Origin of the sequence: Diaphorobacter sp. JS3051, assembly GCF_015832135.1 — a bacterium.
Lineage (GTDB): Bacteria > Pseudomonadota > Gammaproteobacteria > Burkholderiales > Burkholderiaceae_C > Diaphorobacter > Diaphorobacter nitroreducens.
Map to the genome: position 1 here is coordinate 2925245 of NZ_CP065406.1, position 22244 is coordinate 2947488.

At 70.9% G+C, this 22244-nt stretch carries 14 protein-coding genes; 5 read left to right on the forward strand and 9 right to left on the reverse strand.

Going from position 1 to position 22244, the window contains the following annotated elements:
- Positions 1 to 117: 117 nt before the first annotated feature.
- The 6 genes from I3K84_RS14000 to glnE form a co-directional block, all read right to left on the reverse strand.
- Positions 118 to 705, reverse strand: coding sequence for a glutathione peroxidase (locus tag I3K84_RS14000; RefSeq protein ID WP_041836126.1), 588 nt, complete (start codon positions 703 to 705; stop codon positions 118 to 120).
- 213 nt (positions 706 to 918) lie between these two features.
- Entirely contained in the window at positions 919 to 4014 is a 3096-nt protein-coding gene (locus tag I3K84_RS14005) for an efflux RND transporter permease subunit (protein WP_011807106.1), read from the reverse strand.
- A 9-nt stretch (positions 4015 to 4023) separates the two neighbouring features.
- Positions 4024 to 5196 carry an efflux RND transporter periplasmic adaptor subunit gene (locus I3K84_RS14010; RefSeq protein WP_196994793.1) on the reverse strand — a complete coding sequence of 391 codons (1173 nt, stop codon included), beginning with the start codon at positions 5194 to 5196 and terminating at the stop codon, positions 4024 to 4026.
- Between the two features lie 16 nt (positions 5197 to 5212).
- Positions 5213 to 6667: an efflux transporter outer membrane subunit gene (locus I3K84_RS14015; RefSeq protein WP_196994794.1), complete on the reverse strand. Its 1455-nt coding sequence runs from the start codon at positions 6665 to 6667 to the stop codon at positions 5213 to 5215.
- Positions 6664 to 7440 carry a CerR family C-terminal domain-containing protein gene (locus I3K84_RS14020; RefSeq protein WP_196994795.1) on the reverse strand — a complete coding sequence of 259 codons (777 nt, stop codon included), beginning with the start codon at positions 7438 to 7440 and terminating at the stop codon, positions 6664 to 6666. The genes I3K84_RS14015 and I3K84_RS14020 overlap by 4 nt, the downstream gene beginning before the upstream one ends.
- 148 nt (positions 7441 to 7588) lie before the next feature.
- Positions 7589 to 10327: a bifunctional [glutamate--ammonia ligase]-adenylyl-L-tyrosine phosphorylase/[glutamate--ammonia-ligase] adenylyltransferase gene (gene glnE / locus I3K84_RS14025; protein ID WP_196994796.1), complete on the reverse strand. Its 2739-nt coding sequence runs from the start codon at positions 10325 to 10327 to the stop codon at positions 7589 to 7591.
- Positions 10328 to 10449: 122 nt separating this feature from the next.
- Between glnE and I3K84_RS14030 the strand changes: the two genes are divergently transcribed.
- From I3K84_RS14030 to I3K84_RS14045, 4 genes are read left to right on the forward strand one after another with little or no spacing between them, the layout of a single operon-like run.
- The gene (locus I3K84_RS14030; protein WP_196994797.1) at positions 10450 to 14568 is read left to right on the forward strand and encodes a YhdP family protein; all 4119 of its coding nucleotides are present in this window, start codon (positions 10450 to 10452) and stop codon (positions 14566 to 14568) included.
- Complete coding sequence (locus tag I3K84_RS14035; protein ID WP_196994798.1) at positions 14565 to 15380, forward strand: carbon-nitrogen hydrolase family protein; 816 nt, start codon at positions 14565 to 14567, stop codon at positions 15378 to 15380. Before I3K84_RS14030 ends, I3K84_RS14035 begins: the two co-directional genes overlap by 4 nt.
- The gene (locus I3K84_RS14040; protein ID WP_196994799.1) at positions 15380 to 17530 is read left to right on the forward strand and encodes a nitrogen regulation protein NR(II); all 2151 of its coding nucleotides are present in this window, start codon (positions 15380 to 15382) and stop codon (positions 17528 to 17530) included. The genes I3K84_RS14035 and I3K84_RS14040 overlap by 1 nt, the downstream gene beginning before the upstream one ends.
- Complete coding sequence (locus tag I3K84_RS14045) at positions 17530 to 18180, forward strand: response regulator transcription factor (RefSeq protein WP_011807098.1); 651 nt, start codon at positions 17530 to 17532, stop codon at positions 18178 to 18180. The genes I3K84_RS14040 and I3K84_RS14045 overlap by 1 nt, the downstream gene beginning before the upstream one ends.
- An 88-nt stretch (positions 18181 to 18268) precedes the next feature.
- Here I3K84_RS14045 and I3K84_RS14050 read toward each other — a convergent pair whose 3' ends face one another.
- Both I3K84_RS14050 and I3K84_RS14055 read right to left on the reverse strand, forming a co-directional pair.
- Positions 18269 to 18919 (reverse strand): OmpA family protein, encoded by a 651-nt coding sequence (locus tag I3K84_RS14050; RefSeq protein WP_011807097.1) that lies wholly within the window; start codon positions 18917 to 18919, stop codon positions 18269 to 18271.
- A gap of 190 nt (positions 18920 to 19109) precedes the next feature.
- Positions 19110 to 19259: a hypothetical protein gene (locus I3K84_RS14055; protein WP_187148588.1), complete on the reverse strand. Its 150-nt coding sequence runs from the start codon at positions 19257 to 19259 to the stop codon at positions 19110 to 19112.
- Here I3K84_RS14055 and I3K84_RS14060 point away from each other — a divergent pair.
- Complete coding sequence (locus tag I3K84_RS14060) at positions 19192 to 20400, forward strand: murein transglycosylase A (RefSeq protein WP_162844526.1); 1209 nt, start codon at positions 19192 to 19194, stop codon at positions 20398 to 20400. The two genes, I3K84_RS14055 and I3K84_RS14060, sit on opposite strands and share 68 nt — an antisense overlap.
- Positions 20401 to 20508: 108 nt before the next feature.
- Here the strand turns inward: I3K84_RS14060 and I3K84_RS14065 are convergent, their stop codons facing one another.
- Positions 20509 to 22218, reverse strand: coding sequence for an MFS transporter (locus tag I3K84_RS14065; protein WP_011807095.1), 1710 nt, complete (start codon positions 22216 to 22218; stop codon positions 20509 to 20511).
- Positions 22219 to 22244 lie beyond the last annotated feature (26 nt).

The following is a 22244-nucleotide window of genomic DNA, read 5'->3' on the forward strand; positions in this document are numbered from 1 at the left end:
GGTTATTCGGATCACGCCGCGATGGACTCGCGGCCACGGTTAGCTCCTAGAGTGGGGGTGATGGTAAAAAGTTCCAGATCTCACCCATAAAAAATTCAAAAAAAATTTCACCAAGCCTCAACGCGGCGCCGCCAGTTGCTGCTCGATGGCCTGGATCAGCGCTTTGCTGTGGGGTTCCACCGAACTTCCGTAGCTTCCCACCACCTTGCCCGAACGGCTGACCAGGTACTTGTGGAAGTTCCACCGTGGCGTCTGCCCCGCGGACGCTGCGGCGAGCTGGCGGTACAGCGGCAGGGCTTCGCCGCCCTTTACGTGGCTCTTGGCAAACATCGGGAAGCGCACGCCAAACGTGTTTTCGCAGAACTGGGCGATCTCGGTGTTACTGCCGGTTTCTTGTGCAAAGTCGTTCGACGGAAAGCCCAGCACCACCAGCCCTTGGTCGCGGTAGCGCGCGTACAGCTCTTCCAGGCCCTGGTATTGGCCGGTAAAGCCGCAGTAGCTGGCCGTGTTGACCACCAGCAGCACCTTGCCGGCGTATTGGCACAAGGCCTGCGGCGCCTCGTCCTGCAGGCGCGGCACGGTGTGCTGCAGCAGAGCGGGGCAGGCCTGGGCATCTACTGCGGGAGTCGCCGCAACATCCGCCGCCTGGGCGGCGGGGCCCAGCAGCGTGGCGCATAGGAGCAGCGGCAAGGTCAGGCGTGGCATGGTGCAGGGATGGCGGGGAGGGCAAAAGCCCGTACACGCCGCCATTGCACCATGTCTGCAGGCGGCGAAAAAGTTTTTGGCTATCGACCATGCTGAAAGCATGGGTTTCACCTTGTTGCGATCTGACCGCCCTCGATGCTGCGTAATTGCTATTAAAAATATAGCTTGTAGCGCTTGCTGTCAAAGCGCTGGAGCCCTAAAACACGCTAGACCCTAGCTGGGTGCCCGCGCCTCGCCTGCCTGCGCCTCGCGCGCATGGGGACGACGCAGTACCCGGTGGCGCAGCCATTGCTCGAAGTCGTCCACATAGGTGAACACCGCCGGCACCACCAGCAGGCTGAGCACCGTGGAGGTGATGAGGCCGCCGATCACGGCCACGGCCATGGGGGAGCGGAAGCTCATGTCCGCGCCGCCCAGCGCCAGGGCAATGGGCATCATGCCGGCGCCCATGGCCAGCGTGGTCATGATGATGGGGCGCGCGCGCTTGTGGCAGGCGTCCAGCAGCGCGTCCATGCGGCTCATGCCGTGGCGCCGCGCCACGATGGCGTATTCCACGAGCAGGATGGAGTTCTTCGTGGCGATGCCCATGAGCATGATGAGCCCGATGAGCGACGGCATGGAGAAGCTCTTGCCGGCCAGCAGCAGCGCGACGAACGCCCCGCCCAGCGACAGCGGCAGCGCCGCGAGGATGGTGACCGGCTGCAGGAAGTCCTTGAACAGCAGCACCAGCACGATATAGATGCACACCACGCCGGTGAGCATGGCCAGGCCGAAGCTGGCGAACAGCTCGCCCATCATCTCGGCGTCGCCCACGTCGATCAGGCGCACGCTGGCAGGCAGGCCCCGTACGGCGGGCAGCTGGCGTACGGCCTCGGTGACCTCGCCCAGGCCGCGCTCGCCCAACTCGATCTCGAAGTTCACGTTGCGCGAGCGGTCGTAGCGGCTGATGACCGCGGGGCCGCCGGCCAGCGACAGCTCGGCCACCTCGCCCAGGCGCACCGGGCCGTGCGCGCCGGGCAGCGTGAGGCGCTCCAGCACCGACAGGTCTTCGCGCGCAGCATCCTCCAGGCGCACGACGATGGGTACCTGCCGCTGCGCCAGGTTGAGCTTGGGCAGGTACTGGTCGTAGTCGCCCACGGTGGCCACGCGCAGCGTCTCTGCGATGGCGCTGCTGGTGACCCCCAGGTCGGCGGCGCGGGCGAAGTCGGGGCGCACGGCGATCTCCGGGCGCACCAGGCTGGCCGTGGAGCTCACGCCGCCGATGCCCGCGATGGTGCGGATGTCCCGCTCCACCGCGCGGGCGGCGGCCGCAAGCGCCTGCGGGTCTTCGCTGGCCAGCGCCAGGATGTACTTGTCGTTGGAGCCGCCCAGGCCCACCTTCACGCGCACGCCGGGCAGCTCTTGCATGGCGGCGCGCAGGCGCTGCTCGATCTCCTGCTTGCGCGGGCGCTCGCCCCGCGGCGTCATGCGCAGCGTGAGCGTGGCCTTGCGCGGGTCGCCCGCGCCCGCGCCGGCGAAGGGGTCGGCCCCGGCCGAGCCGCCGCCGATCGTGGTGTAGATGCTCTCCACATGGCCCACGCCCATGGCGCGCTCGGTGGCCAGGGCCACCACGGCGCGCGTGTCGGCCAGCTTGGCGCCGGGCGGCAGCTCCAGCGTGACCTGGGTCTGGGCGTTGTCGTCCGCCGGGATGAAACCCGAGGGCAGCAGCGGGATCAGCGCCAGCGAGCCCACGAAGAACAGCAGCGCGCCCAGTAGCGTGAGGACGCGGTGCTTCAGGCACCAGTGCGAGGCACGCATGTACGCGGCCAGCCAGCGCGGCTCCTTCTCGTGGTCCACCATGGGCTTCATGATGTAGGCGGCCATCATCGGCGTGAGCAGGCGCGCCACGACGAGCGAGGCGAACACCGCCAGCGCCGCCGTCCAGCCGAACTGCTTGAAGAACCGCCCGGCGATGCCGCTCATGAACGCGGTGGGCAGGAACACGGCGATCAGCGTGAAGGTGGTGGCGATCACGGCCAGGCCGATCTCGTCGGCGGCCTCCATGGCCGCCTGGTACGGCGTCTTGCCCATGCGCAGGTGGCGCACGATGTTCTCCACCTCCACGATGGCATCGTCCACCAGGATGCCCACCACCAGCGACAGCGCCAGCAGCGTGATGATGTTGATGGAAAAGCCCAGCAGGTGCATGCCGATGAAGGCCGGTATCACCGACAGCGGCAGCGCCACGGCGGACACGATGGTGGCGCGCCAGTCGCGCAGGAACAGCCACACCACCACCACCGCGAGGATGGCGCCCTCGTACAGCAGCTTCATCGAGCTGTCGTACTCGTCCTGCGCGATGTCCACGAAGTCCACCGTGCGCGTGAGCTGCAGGTGCGGGTGCTCGGCCATCAACTGGTCCAGCGCGCGCTGCACGCCCGCGCCCACCTCCACCTCGCTGGCGCCGCGGCTGCGCGAGACCTCGAAGCCGATGACCGGTTTGTCGCCCAGCAGCGCGGCGGTGCGTGGCTCGGCCACGGTGTCGGTCACGGTGGCCACCTGGTCCAGGCGGACATGGCGGCCGCCGGACAGCGCGATCTCCAGCGCCGCGATCTCCTGCGCCGTCTGCACTGTGGCCAGCGTGCGCAGCGGCTGCTCGGCCCCGCCCAGCTCGGCGCGGCCGCCAGCGCTTTCCACCTGCACCTGGCGCAGCTGGCGCGAGACTTCGGCCGCGGTGGCGCCCAGCGCCTGCAACTTGAGCGGGTCCAGCGCTACGCGCACCTCGCGCGCCACGCCGCCTACGCGGTTGACCGCGCCCACGCCGGGCACGGCCAGCAGCCGGCGCGTGAGGGTGTCGTCCACGAACCAGGACAGCGCCTCGTCGTCCAGCTGGTTCGAGGCGATGGCAAACGCCAGGATGGGCTGGCTGGACAGCTCCAGCTTGGTGATGATGGGGTCGCGCAGGTCCGCGGGCAGATCGGAGCGCACGCGCGAGACGGCCGAGCGCACGTCGTCCACCGCCTCCTGCACGGGTTTTTCAAGCTGGAACTCGGCCGCGATGGTGGCTGTGCCGTCGGTCAGCGTGGAGGTGATGTGCTTGAGCCCCTGGGTGGTGGCGATGGCGTTCTCGATCTTGCGCGCCACATCGCTCTCCAGCTGCCCCGGCGCGGCGCCGGGCAGGGAGGCCGTGACCATGACCACGGGCAGGTCCATGTCGGGAAAGTTCTGCACCTTCATGGACCGGAAGGCCAGCAGTCCGGCCAGCGTGAGCAGCACGAACAGCATGGCCGCCGGGATGGGGTTGCGGATCGACCAGGCGGAGAGGTTCATGGTCGCTCCTTATTTGCTAGCTGCTTGCGCTTGAGGGACGGGCGCTGCAGCCTCTTTTGGTGCTGAATCTGCGGCAGGCGCAGCCTGCACGCGCACCAGGTCGCCGTCGTTCAGGAAGGCGCCGCCGCGCGCCACGATGCGCGCCTGGGGCGCCAGGCCCGAGGTGATGGCCACGCGCTCGCCGCTGCGCGCACCGGTCTGCACGCGGTGCATGGCCACGCGCGAGTCCGTGCCTACCTCGAACACGTGCGAGAAGCCGTCGCGCACCACCACGGCCGACAGGGGCACCAGCAGCGCGTCGCGCTCGCCCAGCAGGAACTCGCCGCGCGCGAACATGCCCGCCCTTATCTCGGGGTGCGCCGGCAGGTCCACGTACACCAGCGCATTGCGCGTCTGCGGGTCCACCGTCGGGGCCAGCATGCGCACCGTGCCTTCTACCTGCGCGCCGCTGGCGGCCGTCACCACCGCCTTGGCACCGGGACGGATGCGGGGCAGCTCGCTGGAGGTGACCTCCGCGCGCCACTCCAGCCGGCCCTTGCGCACCATGCGAAACAGCTCGGTGCCTGCACCCACCACCGCGCCCACGGTGGCCGTGCGCGCGGAGATCACGCCACTGTCGGGCGCCAATACCTGGGTGTGTTTCAGGCGCAGCTGCTGGGCGTTGAGCGCCGCCTGTGCCGCCGCCACGCGGGCCTGCGCGGTCTGCGCGCCGGTGGCGTATTGCTGGATCTGCTGCTGGCTCAGCGCACCCGAGGCGCTCAGGGTGTTGGCGCGTTCGGCGTTGGCCTGCGCCTCGGCCTGGGCGGCGCGGGCCTCCAGCAGGCTGGCGCGGGCCTGGGCCACGTCGGCCTCGATGGTCTCGGGCGCGAAGGTGGCCAGCACCTGGCCGGCGCGCACCGTGTCGCCCACGTTCACGCGCACGTCGGTCAGCCGCAGGCCGCTCACCTCGGCGCCAATGCTGGCCTCCTGCCACGCGGCCACGTTGCCGTTGGCCGGCAGCCGCTGGGTCACGTTGCCGCGCTGCGGCTGGGTGGTGGCCACGGTGAGGGCGGGGCGGGGCCCCTCGGCCTGTGCGGAGTCCTCGGCATGGGTGGGGCCGCTGCCCAGCAGGACGGCGGTGGTCGCGGCAAGCCCCAGCAAAGCCAGGGCGATCAGGGTGCGGGTCGGTGTCAGGCGCGGCATGGCGGTCGAAAAGGATTTAGTGCGAAGAAGAAGGGGGGGTGGTGGCCGCCTGCGTGGAAGTCTGGGCCGCCGGCGCGTCGGCCTCGGGCGTCCAGCCGCCGCCGGCCGCGCGGTACAGCGCCACCCAGGCGGCCATGCGCTCTTGCTCCAGCGCGACCACGGCGGTGTCCGAGGCGAGGGCGGTGCGGCGGGCATCCTCCAGTTCCACCAGGCTGGCCAGGCCAGCGCGCCAGCGCTCCTGCGTGGCGGTGAAGGAGCGGCGGTAGTCCTCGGCGGCGCGCCGGGCGTCGGTGCTGCGGCGCGCGGTGCTGTCCAGCCGCGCCAGGGCCTGCTCCACCTCGCTCACGGCCTGGCGCACCTGCGCGCGGTAGGCCTGCGCGGCGCTGTCGTAGCGCGCACGGGCGGCATCCACCTGCGCGGCGCGGCGACCGCCGTCGAACAGCGGCAGCGTGACGGCCAGCGGGCCGATGGACCAGGTGTTGCTGGTGGCTTGCACCCCCGCGGCGCGCACCAACCCGCGGCCAATGGTGCCGCTGAGCGTGAGGCGCGGGTAGCGCTGCGCCTGGGCGTCGCCCACCTCGGCGCTGGCGGCCGCCACCTCGCGCTCGGCGGCGTACACGTCGGGCCGCTGCGCCAGCGTCTGCGCGGGCAGGCCGTCGATGCTGAACAGCTGCTCGGGCGGGTGCAGCGGCGGCGCGGCAGCCAGCTGCGAGCGCAGCAGGGGCTCGTCGCGCCCGGTGAGGGCCACCAGTGTCTTGACGATCACCTCGCACTGCAGGCGCTGCTGCTCGGCGCGCACCGCGCTGTCGGCCTGGCTGGCCGTGGCCAGCGCGGCGGTGGCGGGGGCGGTGAAGCCGGCGCGTTCGCTCTCGCGCGTGAGGCGGGCCGTCTCGCCGCGCGAGCGCGCATCCGCCTGCGCCACCTGCAACTGGCGCGCGCAGTGGTGCCAATTGCTGTACTGCAGAGCCGTCTCGGCCGCCACGGAAACGCGGGCCTCGTGCCACTGCGCCTGAGCACCGGCCAGGCGCTCGCGCGCGGCGTCCGCCACGGCGGCGTTGCGGCCGAACAGGTCGATCTCCCAGCCGGCCTGCAGCCCCGCCTGCGCGGTGGTGGCCACGCCGCGCACCTGCTCGTTGAAGCCGCGGCTGGCGCTGGCCTGCGCGTCCAGGCTGGGCAGCAGCGCCGCGCGTGCGGCCGTCTGCTGCGCGCGGGCCTGTGCCAGACGGGCGCCGGCCTCGGCCACCGTGGGACTGAGGGCCTGTGCGTCCACGATCAGCGCGCCCAGCAGCGGGTCGCTGTGGCGCTGCCACCAGTCGGCCAGATCGGCCACGCTGCCTTGGTGGGGCAGCGGTGCGTGCCAGGCGGCGGGTGCGGGTGCCTGCACGGCCGCGGGCGGGCGTTGCACGGCGCAGGCGGCCAGTGCCAGGGGCAGGGTGGAAAGCGCAAGGCGCTGGAGGACGGGGCGCTTCATGGTGCGGTAGACCTGCGGGCGGTGCGCCGGCGGGGGGTGGAAGAGGTCGAAGGGGAGGGCGAGGTCGGGGCCGAAGGGGCGGCAGGCTGAGCGCGCGTGCGCCGGCGCCGCTCGGTGGCCACCATGGCCATGGCGTAGTCGGCCAGGCGTTCCGCCCACTGGTCCACGGCCGCCGGGGATGCGAGCAGCTGTGGCTGCATGGCGCACACCACTTCCTGGTGGCTCCACAGCTGAAAGGCCAGTCCGGTGACGGTGAGCGTGAGGCGGTGCAGGTCGTCGTCGGCCTGCGGCAGCCCCAGGTGCCGGCACAGCAGCGCGGCCATGGCCTCGTTGGGTGCGCGCACGTCTTTTTCCAGCTCGATCTGCCACTGCGCCGTGGGCTCCAGCATTTCACGGATGTGCAGCCGCACCACCTGGCGTGCCATCTCGCCGTCGTGCAGCGGCCCCAGCGCGCCCTGGTAGAAGCAGTGCAGCGCGGCGCGCAGGGACAGGCCGGGGCGCATGAAGTCGGGCACCAGCGATTGCAGCGAGCCGAAGGGCGCGGAAAACAGCGCCGCGTACAGCGCGGCCTTGTCGCCGAAGTAGTAGCTCACCGAGGCCACGTTGACCTGGGCCTCGGCGGCGATCGCGCGGATCGAGGTCTTGGCGTAGCCCTGTTCGGAAAACAGCTTGAGCGCCGCCATCAGCAGCCGGGTGCGCGCCGGCGGCGGGCTGTCGCCGGGGGCGCCGGGGCGGGGGGGCGAGAGGGGGCGGGCCTCGTCATCGCGGCGCATTAGACCGCGATGAATCAAACGTTTGTTTGATTTTTACGGGGCGCTACATCTGCGCACGAATGGAAATTCCATGTATCAAAAGTGCCCCTTGCGCTTTATGGGTAAGCGCTAATAGCTATGAAAAATATAGCTAAATGCCGTAGCCGACTCAGCCGAACACGGCGCGCCACAGCGCGCGCACGGCGCCTTGCTCGGCGGCCAACGTCTCGGGCGGCACGCGGGTGGGCTCTTCGTTGAGCCGCGCGCGGTGCTGCACGTGGCGCAGCGTGCGGTAGGCGTCGGCGGCGGCGCGGCCCACGCCCGCAGGCAACAGGCCGGCGGCCTCGGCGCGCTGCAGCAGCGCGATGTTGCCCACGTTGCCCTGCAGCTCGGGGTGCGCCGCGGAGTGCGCCAGCACCAGGTACTGCACGGCGAACTCGGCATCCACCATGCCGCCGGGGCTGTGCTTCACGTCGAACTGGTCCGCAGGCGCCGGGTGGGCGCTGCGCACGCGCTCGCGCATGGCGACGATCTCGCTGCGCAGCGCGGCGGCATCCCGCGGCGCGGTGATCACGGCCTGGCGCACGGCGTCGAAGCGCGCGTGCAGGCCTTCGCTGCCCATCACGAAACGCGCGCGCGTCATGGCCTGGTGCTCCCAGGTCCAGGCGGTGTTGCTGCCGCGCTGCTGCTGGTAGTCGGCATAGGCCTGGAAGCTGGTCACCAGCAGGCCCGAATTGCCGTTGGGCCGCAGGGCGGTGTCAATCTCGAACAGGTCGCCCTCGCCGGTCTTCACGGTGAGCCAGTTGATGAGCTTGCGCGCGAAGGCGGCGTAGACCTCGGGGGCACGCTCGTCGTCGTCGTCGAACACGAAGACGATGTCCAGGTCGCTGCCGTAGCCCAGTTCCTTGCCCCCCAGCTTGCCGTAGCCAATGACGGCGAACTGCGGCTGCTCACGGTGGCGGTTGCGCAGCCGGCCCCAGCACCACTCGGCCGTGACGCGCAGCACGCTGTCGGCCAGCGCGGACAGGTCGTCCGCAACCTGCTCCACGGTGATGCGCCGCTCCACGTCGCGCGCCAGCGTGCGGAAGGTCTCGGCATGGTGGGCGCGGCGCAGCAGGTCGAGCAGGTTCTCGTCGTCGTCTTCGCCCGTGGACTGCAGCGCGGCCAGGCGCAGCCCCAGTTCGCGTTCGAAGTCGGCGGGCACGAAGCGCTCGGACAGCAGGGCGTCGCCCGCCAGCTCGTCGATCACCCCGGGGTGCTGCAGCATGTAGCGCGCGGGCCACCTGGCGGCGCCCAGCAGGTGCAGCAGATGCTCGTGCACCGAGGGGCGCTCCAGCAGCAGCGCCAGGTAGCTCTCGCGGCGCAGCAGTGGCTCCAGCCAGCCCACCAGGCGCACGGCGGCGTCCTCGTTGACCTGGCCCTCGGCCAGCCAGCGCCCGGTGCGTTGCACGATGCGAAACAGCCGCGCGCGCGCCTCATCGCGCAGGCCCTGCACGCGCGGATGGGTGCGCCACTCGGCCACGCGCTCGCGCACCTTGGCGGGCAGTTGCTCCAGCAGCGCCTCCAGGTCGGGGGCGGGCGACGCAGCCGCTGCGGCGCGCGGGCCGCCGCATCCGCCATTGCTGCATTGCTTGTGGCCCGTGCCGCCGAGCAGGATGTCGAACTCCTGGGCCACCAACTCGCGGTGCGCGTCCAGCGCGCGCAGGAAGTCGCAGCAGTTCAGGCCCAGGGTGCGTGCGATCCAGGCCAGATCATCGTCGCGCGTGGGCAGCACATGGGTCTGCTGGTCGTCCAGGTACTGGATGCGGTGCTCCACGCGGCGCAGGAAGGTATAGGCGGCCGCCAGTTGCTCGGCCGTCTCCTGCGGCATGAGGCCGGCGCGGGCCAGGCGTTCCAGGGCCTCCAGCGTGGGGCGGCAGCGCAGTTCGGGGAACTGGCCGCCGCGCACCACCTGCAGCAGTTGCACGGTGAACTCGATCTCGCGGATGCCGCCGCGCGAGAGCTTCACGTCGTTGGCGCGCTCGGGGTGGCCGGCGCTGCGCTTGGCGGCATGGTCGCGGATCTGGCGGTGCAGCGAACGCAGTGCGTCGAACACGCTGTAGTCCAGGTAGCGGCGGAAGACGAAGGGCAGCACCACGCCGCGCAGCGCCTGCACGTTCGGCATGCCCAGGCAGTCCAGCGGCGCCACCACGCGGCTCTTGAGCCAGGCAAAGCGTTCCCATTCGCGGCCATGCACCAGCAGGTATTCCTCCAGCGACGCCAGCGACACGGCCGGTGGCCCCGAGTTGCCGTGCGGGCGCAGGGCCAGGTCCACGCGGAACACGAAGCCGTGCTCGGTGGTGTCGCCCAGCAGGCTGTAGATGGCCTTGACCGCGCGGGCGAAGTATTCGTGGTTGGAGAGCTTGCCGCGCCCGTCGGGCTGGCCGGCGGTTTCGCCCTCGTGTTCGTAGACGTAGATCAGGTCGATGTCGCTGGAGACGTTCAGCTCGCGCGCGCCGAGCTTGCCCATGCCCACGATCCACAGCTGCACGGGCTGGCCCTGGGGCCCCAGCGGCGCGCCGTGGCGCGCGTCCAGCTCGGCGCGGGCGTGCCGGCAGGCGCGGTCCAGTGCCAACTCTGCCAGCCGGGTCACGGCCAGGGTGATGTCGGACAGCGGTGCGGCCTGGTCGCAGTCCAGCGTGATCAGCCGCTCCATCACCAGTTGGCGCAGGATGCGCAGCGCCGCGCCCAGGTCGTGGCCGCGCGCCAGCAGGGCGTCGCAGGCCTGGGCCATGGTCTCGCGGGTGGGCACGCCCGGGGGCAGCAGCGCCAGCTCGGCCTGGTAGCGGCGGTGCAGGCGCTGGTGAAAGCGCGAGTATTCCGACGGCGGGCCGCCGGCGGTCACGGGATCAGTCGAAGGCATCTGCATGGCAAGGGCTGCTCGGTGCGCTCGCGGGCCACGCCGGGGCGCGGCCGTACATAACGACACCGTGGGGTGCTGAACCCTCAGGGGATGTGCGGGTCATAATTCCTGCCATCGTTTCGCCCGCCATGACAGAGTCTCCGCCCCATCCCTCCCGCCTTCTCAAACTCGTGGCGGGCTGTGCGCGATGGGGATTGGTCGCCTTGGTGACCTTCTGGTTGCTGCTGGCGGCCGCCTGGGGGGGGCTGCATGGCTGGATTGTGCCGCGTATCGGCGACTTCCGTCCGCAGCTGGAACAGCAGGCCCAACGCGCACTGGGGGTACCTGTGCGCATCCATTCCATCAGCGCGCGCAGCGAGGGGCTGATCCCCTCGGTGGAGCTGAAGGACGTGGCCCTGCTGGACGCCCAGGGGCGCGAGGCGCTGCGCCTGCCGCGCGTAGTGGTGGCGCTGTCGCCGCGCTCGCTGCTGCGCTTTGGGTTCGAGCAGATCTATATCGAAGGCCCCGAGCTGGACATGCGCCGCGAGCGCGACGGGCGCATCGTCATCGCGGGCCTGGCCTTCCGCGACAGCGCCGAGGGCGACAGTGCGGCGGCCGACTGGCTGTTCTCCCAGGCCGAGGTGGCGATTCGCGCCGGCACGCTGCGCTGGACCGACGAGCTGCGTGGCGCCGAGCCGCTGGCGCTCACCGAGGTGAGTGTGGTGCTGCGCAACAGCGCGCGCCGCCACCAGGTGCGCCTGGACGCCACGCCGCCCGCCGAATGGGGCGCACCCTTCACCTTGCGCGGCCAGTTCCGCCAGCCGCTGCTGTCCACGCACAGCGGCGACTGGCAGCGCTGGAGCGGCGAGCTGTTCGCCCACTTCCCGCGCGTGGACGTGTCGCGCCTGCACCGGCACGCCGATCTGGAGGGGCTGCAGGTCGCGCAGGGCCGGGGCGCCGTGCGCGCGTGGGTGGATGTGCAGCGCGGCCAGATCGGCGGCGGCACGGTGGACATGGCACTCGACGAGGTCAACGCTACCCTGGGCAAGAACCTGCGCCCACTGGCGCTGCGCACGGTGACGGGGCGGGTGGGCGGTCGCTGGCTGGAGGACGGTTTTGAGCTGTCCACCCAGAATCTGCAGTTCGTGGCCGACGATGGCCTGCGCTGGCCCGGCGGCAATCTGGCGCTGCGCCACAGCGGACAGGGCCAGGCAGGCCGAGAGCGTGGCGAACTGCAGGCCGACCGGCTGGACCTGGCCGCCCTGGCGCAGATCGCGAGCCGGCTGCCGCTGGGCGACACCGTGCTCGGTGCGGTGCGCGACTATGCGCCGCGCGGTCTGGTGGAGCAGTTGCGGGCCGAATGGCAAGGGCCGCTGGCGCAGCCGCAGAAGTACCAGGTTCGCGGCAAGGTCGCAGGGTTGGCGCTGGCGGCGGACGACGCCGTGCCTACCGTCGCAGGTCTCAGTGGTGCGCAGGTGTCTTTCGATCTCACCCAGGCGGGTGGGCAGGCCGAGTTGGCCATGGCCGACGGGACGCTGCGCCTGCCCGGCGTGTTTGAGGAGCCCGTAGTGCCCGTGCAGCGGCTGGAAGCGGGGGTGCGCTGGCAGATCGAGGGCGAGCGCATCGCGGTCCAGACCAGCCAGCTGCGCTTTGCCAATGCGGACGCCCAGGGCGAGGCGCGGCTGAGCTGGCACACGGGCGACCCTGCGGCGTCGCCTGCGCGCGCGCGCTTTCCGGGGGTGCTGGACCTTTCGGGCACGCTGTCGTGGGCCGATGGCACGCGCGTGCATCGCTACCTGCCGCTCACCGTGCCAGCGGAGTCGCGGCACTATGTGCGCGACGCCATCCTTGCGGGGACCGCCAGCCAGGTGCAGTTCCGCGTGAAGGGCGACCTGCACGACTTTCCCTATGGCCATGTTCCGCGCGAGGGCGAATTCCACATCGCAGCGCGTGTCAAGGACGTGACGTACGGCTATGTGCCACCGGCGCTGTTGCACGCGGGCGACCGGCCCTGGCCGGCTCTCACGGCACTGTCGGGGGAGCTGGTGTTTGACCGCGCGGGCATGGAAGTGCGCAACGCCACGGGGCGCTTTGCCGGGTATCCCGCGCTGCGGGTGCAGAAAGTGAACGCGAAGATCGCGGACCTGCAGCACACCGAAGTGGTGGTCGGGGCCGACGTGCGCGGCCCGCTGCCCGACATGCTGGCGCTGGTGAGCGCCTCGCCCATCTCCCGGCTTACGCAGGGGGCGCTGGACCGGGCCGCCGCCACCGGCGTGGCCGAACTGCAGCTGGGTCTGACGCTGCCCATCAGCCACATCGACCAGTCCACCGTGCGCGGCAGCGTCACCCTGGCGGGCAACGACGTGCACTTTGTGCCCGAGGCGCCCCTGGTGAACGCGGCCCGGGGCGTGGTGCAGTTCAGCCAGAGCGGTTTCACGCTGGTGGGCGTGCAGGGGCGCGCCCTGGGGGGCGAGGTACGGCTGGAAGGCGGCATGAATGCGGCGCCGGCGGGGGCGGGAGAGTCCTCGGTGCGCGTGCGTGCGCGCGGCACAGCCACCGCCCAGGGTCTGCGCGAGGCACAGCAGCTGGGCCTGGTGTCGCGCCTGGTGCGCGGCGCCAGTGGCAGCGCCGCCTACACGGTGGCCGTGGGGGTGCGGCGGGGAGTGGCCGAACTGCAGGTGGCCAGCGACCTCGTGGGTCTTTCGCTGACGGCGCCCGCGCCGCTGGGCAAGGCTGCGCAGGCCCCTTTGCCCGTGCGCTTCGAGAACCGCTTGACGCCCGAGGCCGCAGCCTCGGATACCGCGCCCTTGCAGGACGAATTGACGCTGGAGTTGGGCGACGTGGGCAGGCTCAACTACCTGCGCGCACTGGACGGGCCGCAGGCGCGCGTGCTGCGCGGCGCGCTCGCCATCAGCGTGCCGCCGGCGCAGATGCCCGCGCCTCCCGCCCAGGGTGTCGCAGCACACGTCGTGTTGGGTGCGCTGGACGTGGATGCGTGGACGGCGCTTTTGCAGGAGCCCTCGGCACCGTCGGCACAGGCACAGGCAGTAGTGCCGGCACCCGCGCCCTCCGGGGAGGCGCTGACCACCGTTTACCTGCCCACCAGCCTGGCCGTGCGTGCCGCCACGCTCACGCTGCACGGGCGCACGCTGCACGACGTGGTGGTGGGGGCGTCGCGGCAGGGCGCCGTGTGGCGTGCCAACGTGGATGCCGATGAGCTGGACGGGTACCTGGAGTACCGCCCTGCCGGCGCGTCCGCGCCGCGTGCCGATGCGGCCCAGGGGCTGCTGCACGCCCGGCTGGCGCGGCTGGCCATTCCGCAGATGGCCGAGACGCAGGTCAACGCGCTGCTCGATGCGCGCGAACCGGGCACGCTGCCGGCGCTGGACATCGTGGTGGAGGATTTCGAGTTGCGCGGACGGCGCCTGGGGCGCATCGAGATCGAGGCGCGCAACCGCGGCACGGAGGGTGGCCAGCGCGAGTGGCGCCTGTCCAAGTTCAATCTGACCGCCCCTGAGGCCGTGCTGACCTCGCAGGGCCACTGGGCGCTGGTGGGCAGCGGGGCGCAGGCGCAACGGCGCACGGTGATGGACTTCGAGCTGGACATCCGCGATTGCGGCGCCTTGCTGGCACGCTTTGGCATGGACGGCGTGGTGCGCCACGGCAAGGGACGCATCGGGGGCCAGGTGGGTTGGCTGGGCTCGCCGTTGTCACCCGACTACCGCACCATGAGCGGCCAGATGAACGTGAACGTGGAGGCAGGCCAGTTCCTCCAGGCCGACCCGGGACTGGCCAAGCTGCTGAGCGTGTTGAGCCTGCAATCCTTGCCGCGGCGCTTCGCGCTGGACTTCCGCGACGTGTTCAGCGAAGGCTTCGCATTCGACTTCGTGCGTGGCGACATGCGCATCGAAAACGGTGTGGCCACCACCAACAATCTGCAGATGAAGGGCGTGAATGCCGCCGTGCTCATGGAAGGCAGCGCCGACATCGAACGCGAGACGCAGGACCTGCACGTGGTGGTCGTGCCCGAAATCAACGCCATGACGGCTTCCCTCGTGGCCACGGCGATCAACCCCGTTATCGGCCTGGGCAGTTTCCTCGCGCAGGTTTTCCTGCGCGGCCCGCTGATCCAGGCAGCCACGCAGGAATTCCGCATCGACGGCACCTGGTCAGAACCTCGTGTGGAGCGCATCCAGCGCCGCAAGAGCGCTGCGCCGGAAGGCGCAGCGAGCCCTACCGTTCCACCGGCATCAGGAGACAAACCATGAAAGTCGCAGCCTTGCAAATGGTCTCGGGCGTCGCGCTGCAGGGCAACCTGGCGCAGGCGCGCCATCTGCTGGAGCAGGCGGCGCAGGCGGGCGCGGAGCTGGCGGTGCTGCCCGAGTATTTCTGCGCCATGGGCCTGGCCGATGCGGACAAGCTGGCGCTGCGCGAAACCATGGGCGACGGCGTGGTCCAGCGGTTTCTGGCGCAAGCGGCGCGCGAGCTGGGTCTGTGGGTGGTGGGCGGCACGCTGCCGCTGGTGTGCGACCACGAAGAGCGCGTGCACAACACCACGCTGGTGTTCTCGCCCGCGGGGGACTGCGTGGCGCGTTACGACAAGATCCACCTGTTCCGCTTCGACAACGGCACTGAATGCTTCGATGAGGCGCGCGTGATCCAGGCCGGGCGCGAGAGCGTGCGCTTTGCCCTGCCGGCGCGGGATGGCAACGTGTGGCGCGTGGGGTTGTCGGTGTGCTACGACCTGCGCTTCCCCGAGCTGTACCGCCAGCACGCGCGCGCGGGTGCCGACCTGCTGCTGGTGCCCAGCGCCTTCACCTACACCACCGGCCGGGCCCACTGGGAGGTGCTGCTGCGTGCGCGCGCCGTGGAGAACCTGGCCTATGTGCTGGCGCCGGCGCAGGGCGGAACGCACGAGAACGGCCGGCGCACCTGGGGCCACAGCATGCTGGTGGACCCCTGGGGCAGCGTGCTGGCCCAGCAGCCCGAGGGCGCGGGCGTGGTCCTGGGTACGCTGGATGCGGCGCATCTGCGCCAGGTACGCCGCCAGCTGCCGGCGCTTGAGCATTGCGTGCTCTGATGGGCGGCACCGTGGAGCGCGGCGGACCGGCGGGCGGACGGGACAGGGGTGCTGCGGGCCCGCAGCAGGGCCCGCAGTCGCTGCTGCCCCCTTCGGCGCCCGAAGACGGGCCCCAGGACAAGGTACCCCGCCGGTGGCGCCGCTGGGTGGGTGCGTGGCGGCGCTGGTCCCTGTGGACGCTGCTGGTGGCGCTGGTGGCGGGCATGCTGGTCACCCAGGTATGGCTGGCTGGCCGCTACGAGGCCAGCCAGGTGCAGAGCCGCCTGGAACGCGACACTGCCGACGCCGTGGCCGACATCCGCAACGCCTTCGCGCACAACCTGCAGAACCTGCAGGCGCTGCAGGCGGGCGACCCCGATCTGGCCGCGTGGGAGGCGCGCGCGGCCGAGCTGCTGAGCACGCGCCGCGAGCTGGTGCGCATCGAATGGCGCGACACGCAGCTGCTGCTGCGCGCACATGCGGAGTCGCCCTATCGCCCCCTGCCGTGGGACGCCACCACGCGCAGCGGCACGCATTCGGAGACCATGCTGGCCTGTACCAACGCCCGGCGCATCACCGGCCCGTCGTACTCCAGCAGCTATTTCCAGCCCCTGCCCGACGGCATGGGCGCCGAGATGATGGAGGTCTGCCTGCCGTTGATCCAGGACGGACGCGTGCGCGGCTTCCTGGTGGCTACCTACGCGCTGCAGACCGTGCTGCAGGACTTGGTGGCGCCCAGCCTGCAGCGCACCCAGGAGGTGTCGTTCACCGAGGCCGACGGCACGCGGCTGGCGCTGGTGGGCGCGCTGCGCCGCGGCTCGCGCATGTTCACGGCGCAGCAGCTGTTCGACCTGCCGGGCAACACCCTGGTGCTGCGCATGGACGGCTGGCACGCCGCGCCCAGCGTGTTTCCCAACGTCCTCACGGCCCTGGTCACGGCCATGTCGATCGCGCTGGTGTCGGTGCTGGTGGTGCTGGTGCGCGACAACCGGCGCCGCCTGCGCGCCGAGCGCGACCTGGGCGACGCGCTGGCCTTTCGCAAGGCGATGGAGGACTCGCTGGTCACGGGGCTGCGTGCGCGCGACCTCAACGGCCGCATCACCTATGTGAACCCGGCGTTCTGCGAAATGGTGGGCTTTCCCGCATCCGAGCTGGTGGGCCAGACGTCGCCGCTGCCCTACTGGCCGCCCGAGCACGCGCAGGAATATGCGGAGCGGCAGGTGGTGCGCATGTCGGGCCGGCTCGACCCGCCGCGCGAAGGGTACGAATCCACCTTCATGCGCAGGGACGGAACGCGCTTTCCCGTCATGATCTACGAAGCGCCGTTGATCAACGCACAGGGCCTGCACACGGGGTGGATGGGCTCGTTTCTCGACGTGAGCGAGCAGCGGCGCGTGGAGGAGCTGTCGCGCACCTCGCAGGAGCGCCTGCAGGCCACGGCACGCCTGGCCACCGTGGGGGAGATGGCATCGCTGCTGAGCCATGAACTGAACCAGCCGCTGGCGGCCATCTCCAGCTATGCCAACGGCTCGCTCAACCTGCTGGAGCCGGCGCCGGGCGCCGAGTTGCCGTCGCCCCAGGACCTGCAGGACGTGCGCGTGGGCGTGCAGCGCATTGCAGCGCAGGCCGAGCGCGCGGGCCGCGTGATCAAGAGCGTGCACGACTTCGTGCGGCGCCGCGACCAGACCCGCGAGCCGGTCACCGCGCAGGACCTGTTCGATGCGGTGCTGCCCATCATCCGGCTGCAGGCGCGCAAGCTGGGCGTGCGCGTGGTGCTGTCGATCGAGGACGGCCTGCCGCCCGCGCTGTGCGACCGCACCATGGTCGAGCAGGTGCTGTTGAACCTCACGCGCAACGCCATGCAGTCCATGGACGACCCGCAGATCCATCCGCGCATCCTCGATCTGCGGGTGCGGCGCGCGGCCTCCAATGCGTCCAACAGCTGGCTGGAGTTCTCGGTGGCCGACATGGGCATGGGCATTCCCGAGGACGTGGCCGAGCGCCTGTTCACGCCGTTCTACACCACGCGCGTCGAAGGCATGGGCCTGGGGCTGAGCCTGTGCCGCACCGTGGTGGAGCAGCATGGAGGCTTTCTGGACCATGCGGCGCGTGAGCCGCGTGGTACGGTATTCACTTTCACCCTGCCCGCATTTCAGAAAGCCGACCCCTGATGGAACCCGCCTCCAACGCCACTGTGTACATCGTGGACGACGACGCCGAGGTGCGCGAGGCGCTGGCTTGGCTGCTGCGCTCGCGCCGTGTGCTCAGCGAGGCGTTCGCCAGCGCCGAAGCGTTCGAGACCATGCTGGCCGAGCGCACCGCCAGCGGCCTCATGCAGCGCCAGCCCTGCTGCCTGCTGCTGGACGTGCGCATGCCGGGCGGCATGAGCGGCCTGGCGCTGTTCGACAAGATGGTGGAGCGCGGCGACACCGCGGGCATGCCGGTGATCTTCCTCACGGGCCACGCCGACGTGCCCACCGCCGTGGCCACGGTCAAGCGCGGCGCGTTCGACTTCTGCGAGAAGCCGTTTTCCGACAATCAGCTCGTGGACCGCATACAAGCAGCGCTGGAGCTGTCGGCCCGGCACATCGAGGCCTGCCGCGCGCGCCACGAACTGCAGGACCGGCTGGCCGACCTGACCGACCGCGAGCGCGATGTGATGCGGTTGGTGGTCGAAGGCCTGCCCAACAAGCTCATCGCCGATCAGCTCGACATCAGCGTGCGCACGGTGGAGGTGCACCGCGCGCGCGTGTTCGACAAGATGCAGGTCAAGTCGGCGGTGGAGCTTGCCAACCTGCTGCGCGCCGCGCCACCGGCGTAAAAAAAGACGCGGGCCCTTGCGGGCGCGCGTCGTCTTCGTCTTCACATCGTCGGCGGGCAGGATTGCCGCGCCGACGGCCCGCCGCAGATCAGCCGCGGCCCTGGCGCTCACCCACATAGATCTCCACGCGGCGGTTGCGGGCGCGCCCGTCGGAGGTGTCGTTGGAGGCCACAGGTTCACGCGAGCCACGGCCTTCCACGTGGATGCGGTTGCCGTTCACGCCACGCGCCGTGAGGTAGTTGCGCGTGCTCTCGGCGCGGTCCAGCGACAGCGGGTTGTTGATCGCATCGCTGCCGGTGGAGTCGGTGTGGCCGACGATGCGCACCTCGGTGTTCGGATTGTTGCGCAGGCCCTCGGCAAAGCGGTCCAGAATGGGGCGGAAGTTGGGCTGGATGTCCGAACGGTTGGTGGCGAACGAGATATCGCTCGGGATGTCCAGCTTGAGCTGGTTGTCCGGCGTCTGCGTCACCGTCACACCGGTGCCCTGGGTGGCGGCCTGCATGTCCTGCTTTTGGCGCTCCATGTGCTGGGACCAGATGTAGGTGCCCAGGGCACCCACGCCCGCGCCGATCACGGCGCCCTGCGCCGCATGACCGCCCGTCATGGCGCCGATGGCTGCGCCGCCCAGCGCACCCACGCCGGCGCCGGTGGCGGTGCGGCGCTGGGTGTCGGTCATGTTGGCACAGCCCGTGGCCAGCATGACCACCGCGAGACTGCCGATGAGGAGAGGTTTGCGCATGAGAGAACTCCTTTGTTGTTGCTCGGTCGGCTCGCAGCCCTCCAGCGGGCGGCTGGGCCAGTGCGAGCAGCGTAGCAATCCAGCGGTGCCTCGTCTGTAGGACGCGGCGCAACGCGCGTGCGCGGCCTGGGGCCGATCGGCCTGCGTTCGATGGGCCGCGCAGATGCCAGGCCACAACCCGAGAACGACCTCAGCCGTTGGGCGGGGCGTCGTCCCGTGAGGGGGGCTCGCTGGGGGCCGCTGGCGGCTCGCCGCCCTTGCGGCCGCTGAACATGGTCCACCAGACAATGCCCACGAGGAGCACCAGTGCAAGCAATGCTTCAAGCAAAATCAGCCCCATGAATCTTCGTCTCCTGCGCCTGGTGGTATCGGCGCTGATTGTAGGAACGCTGGCCGCGTGCTCCACCCGTCCTCCGGCGCCCGTGACGCCCAGCGTGCCGTCCGTGCAGCCGCCCGCCGCGCCCACTGTACCGGTGCCTGTGCCGGGCACGCTCACGCAGTCCAAGAGCCGCTGGGTGCCGGTGGGCTGGGGCGAGCTGCCGGGCTTTGAGGGCGATGCGCTGCACGAGGCCTGGAACGCCTGGCTGCGCAGCTGCGAGCGCCCCGCGCCGGCGTTCGCGCCGCTGTGCGGCGATGTGCGCCGCCTGAGCATCGCGTCGCCCGAGGAGCAGCGCGGCTGGATGATGCAGCGCCTGCAGCCCTACCGCGTCGAGTCGCTGGACGGAGCGGCCGACGGCCTGCTCACGGGCTACTTTGAGCCCTATCTGGACGCCGCGCGCCAACCGGGCAACGGCTTCAGCGTGCCTTTGTATGCACCCCCGGCCGATCTGGCGGCGCGCAAGCCCTGGTACACGCGCCAGCAGATCGACACCCTGCCGCAGGCCCAGGCGGCGCTGGCCGGCCGCGCCATCGCCTGGGTGCGCGACCCGGTGGAAGCCATGGTGCTGCACATCCAGGGCTCGGGCCGGCTGCGCGTGCAGGAGGCGGACGGCAGCGTGCGCCTGGTGCGCCTGGCCTTCGCGGGCACCAACGACCAGCCGTACAAGAGCGTGGGCAAGTGGCTGCTGGACCAGGGCCTGGTGCGCGATGCCACCTGGCCCGGCATCACCGCCTGGGTGCGGGCCAATCCGCAGCGCGTGAACGAGATGCTGTGGTCCAACCCGCGCTACGTGTTCTTCCGCGAGGAGCCGCTGGACGCGCTGGACGCCGCCTTCGGGCCTAAGGGCGCGCAGGGCGTGCCGCTCACGCCGGGGCGCTCGATCGCCGTGGACCGCCAGAGCATCCCCTACGGCACGCCGGTGTGGCTGGCCTCCAGCGGCCCCACGGCGCAGTTGTCGCGCCTGGTGCTGGCGCAGGACACGGGCAGCGCCATCCTGGGCGCGGTGCGCGCGGATTACTTCACCGGCTGGGGCCCCGAGGCGGGCGAGATTGCCGGGCGCCTGAAGCAGGGCCTGCGCCTGTGGGCGTTGTGGCCGCGGTAGCGCTATTGATTTGGAAGCTGTTCGCGCTTGATTTATGGCGCTTTCAATACAAATTAATGCTGAAATGCCCGTAAGGCAAGCGCTGAAAGCTATCAATATGGTAGTGATTCATTCGCCCTCGACCACGTAGCGCGACACCACGGGCGGCGCGTCGCCCACGTGGAAGGCAAAGCGCCGGTCGCGCAGCGCCACGTCGGAGGCGGTGACGCGGTCAAAGCGCCGCAGGTGCTCCGTCCAGGATTCGTCCACCACGCGCTCCACGTAGCGGCGCGGGTCGGCGATGTCGTGCTGCAGCTCCCAGCTCAAGGCGCCCTGGCGCAGGCGCGCGCGGCGGCTTTCCTGCATCACGGCGCGGAATTCTGCCGCGCGCGCGGGGTTGATGAAGTATTCGATGCTGACCACCAGCCGCAGGCCGGCGGCGGGCGGGCTGTCGGCCCGCGGTGCCTGGAAGGCGCGCGAGGCGCTCAGGTCCTCCTCGCCATGGCGGTTGCTCACCAGGCGCTGTACCAGCGCCATCACCAGCACCCCGGTGAGTGCCGCCAATGCCAGGCTCATGTGCACGCTGGAGAGTGCGGCGACCTGCCCCCACAGCGCCGCGCCCACGGCCGTGGCGCCCATGATGGACATCTGGTAGATGGACATGCCGCGCGCGCGCACCCAGTTGGGCAGCGCCAGCTGTGCGGCCACCGTGAGCGAATTGGCGGTGGTGATCCACGCCGCCCCGCCCACCAGCATGGCCGGCACCGCCACGTACACGTTGGGCGCAATGGCGACCACGGCCGTGGCCAGCGCCTGCAGCAGCGTGCCGCGCGCCACCAGCTGGTCCAGCGACATCATCTGGCGCAGGCGCGGCAGGAACATGGCCGCGCTCACGGCGCCCGCGCCCATGGAGGCCAGCAGCAGCGTGAAGGTGCCTGCGCCGCCGCCCTGCAGGTCGCGCGCCACCAACGGCAGCAGCGCCAGCAGCGCCGTGGCATGCAGGAAGAAGATGGAGATGCGCCACAGCACGGCGCGCATCGGGGGCGACTCGCGCACGAACTGCAGACCCACGCGCATGGCACTGGTCAGGCGCTCGCGCCCCAGCGGGTTGGGCATGGGCTGGCGCCGCCAGCGCATGATGGTGAAACCCGCCACCAGCGACAGCACGGCATTCAGCACGAACACCCAGGCGCTGCCCGCGCTGGCGATGATGGCGCCGGCCACCAGCGGGCCAATGATGCGCGAGGCGTTCATGGCCACGCCATTGAGCGCCAGCGCCGCGGGCAACTGTTGGCGGTTCACCAGCTCCGGCACGATGGCCGCAAACACCGGCCAGCGCATCGCCAGCCCGATGCCGTTGGCGAAGGTCAGCGCCAGCAGCAGGTAGGGGTTGAGCCCACCCCAGAGGATGGCCACGCACAGCACCACCGCCACGGCCGCCACCCAAAACTGCGTGACCATGAAGTAGCGCCGCCGGTCCAGGATGTCGGCCAGCGCGCCGCTGGGCAGGCCCAGCAGGAACACGGGCAGCGTCGAGGCCGTCTGCACCAGCGCCACCAGGGCAGGCGAATCGGTCAGCGTGGTCATCAGCCAGGCGGTGGCCACGTCGTTCATCCACATGCAGGTGTTGGCCGCCAGCCAGGTGAGCCACAGCATGCGGAACACCGGTACCGACAGCGGCGCGAAGGGCGACTGCGGCGCACGCTGCGCCGCGCTGTGCTGCAACTCGGCTGTGGCGGCGGCCTCGGCGGTGTGGGCGGCGGCGGAGGCCGCGTCGGGGCCTGGCGGCGTGGGCTGTGAACTCAGCGGTCCGCTGTCATGGAGGGGCTGGGGCGGCATGTGTGGCCATTGTGACGGGAATGCGG